Consider the following 1,336-nt stretch of genomic DNA (forward strand, 5'->3'; position numbering starts at 1 on the left):
GCATAGTTTCAATTTTACCATAAATAATTATTGGGAAACTTCAGTTCATTGGTAAACATACTGTTTGCCATCAACTTACCCGGTGGATTGCCATAAAGATTATCGGTATCTATGCGATTTTTTAGGTTTTGAATGCTACCACCTGACAGGGTTTCACCAGCTAATACTATATTTTAGACCATTATAATTAACCGGATTATGGCTACCAGTCAACATAACACCCGAATGACAGTCATGGTGATGTGCTACAAAATATAAGACAGGTGTGGGTACCACCCCTATATCAAGAATATCAGTACCCGTTGACAAAATCCCATCAGCAAGAACTTTACTTAATCCTGGGCTTGATAGTCGACCATCTTTAGCTGTGACGATAGTTTTGATACCTCGATCCAGAGCCTCGCTTCCAAGCGCCCGACCAATATCGTAAACAATATCATTAGTGAGTGTTTCATCAACGACACCTCGTATATCATAGGCTCGAAAAACAACATCTGTCGGGCTCGACTTTTTTACCACTGTTTTAACTACCTTATCCGTTGCTAGTATCGGTCTTAATGTCGGCTCAACTTTAGTTTCCAAACTTGCCTGTATATTGGCAAATTCAGGTAGTGAACTGATGGCTTCAGCCTCATCGCTATCAACATCGTTAACTTCAATTCCGTCGAATTGAGCTCCCAGAAAAAGTGCTTCAGTTTTCTGGCTCGAAATATCTAAATTATTTTTAGAATTAGCGATATCATTTTCACGTTTAAACTGAATAATAGAGGAAATAAAAGCCCGCATACCCGCAATCTAACAGGATAGCTAACCCCTGCCTGGTTCGATAGTACATCTTTTGTTGCTTTTAAAACAGAGCTTTGATCGGCAACTAATAACGCATTTAATTTTCTATAGCCGAAATAGCACGCAAGGCCGGAAATAAAAACCGGAATAAGAATAATACCAAGTATTTGCCCTATCAATGTTAAATCCAGGCTACCATCATGCCAATATGAAACAGTCCAGGCGGTATCTTTTACTTTAAATGCAGTCTTTTTACCTACGCTGCCAGCCATGGAGAGCGAACGCGAGGGCTGGTAGTCCCCAGAAGGCGTAGGGCCGTTGTTTTGTCGGAATCGTAGCGCTAGCGTAGGTGGAGACAAAATAAAAGGCATTCCGAAAAACGCCGTCCAGTCATTTGAGGGAGTGTTACGAAGCCAGCACCGAGTTTACGATGGTAATGGCGAAGTGGCACGTACGCAGGACGTCTGGGGCGCCGAAGGCATTAGTGGTCGCGTTAAGTTTTTGCCGCTTGCTTGGGCTGGGATGCCCAAAACAAGCTTTCGCAAAAATA

General features: G+C 42.4%; 2 protein-coding genes. Both read right to left on the bottom strand.

Annotation, left to right across the window (positions count from 1 at the left end; genetic code table 11):
• Positions 1–153: 153 nt before the first annotated feature.
• Positions 154–786, bottom strand: a complete 633-nt coding sequence (locus CDZ78_RS20490; protein WP_244559319.1) for a phosphohexomutase domain-containing protein — start codon at positions 784–786, stop codon at positions 154–156.
• Positions 714–1,058, bottom strand: coding sequence for a hypothetical protein (locus CDZ78_RS22475; protein ID WP_087871594.1), 345 nt, complete (start codon positions 1,056–1,058; stop codon positions 714–716). The genes CDZ78_RS20490 and CDZ78_RS22475 overlap by 73 nt, the downstream gene beginning before the upstream one ends.
• Positions 1,059–1,336: the final 278 nt, after the last annotated feature.

Source organism: Bathymodiolus platifrons methanotrophic gill symbiont, from assembly GCF_002189065.1.
Taxonomy (GTDB): Bacteria; Pseudomonadota; Gammaproteobacteria; order Methylococcales; family Methylomonadaceae; genus Methyloprofundus.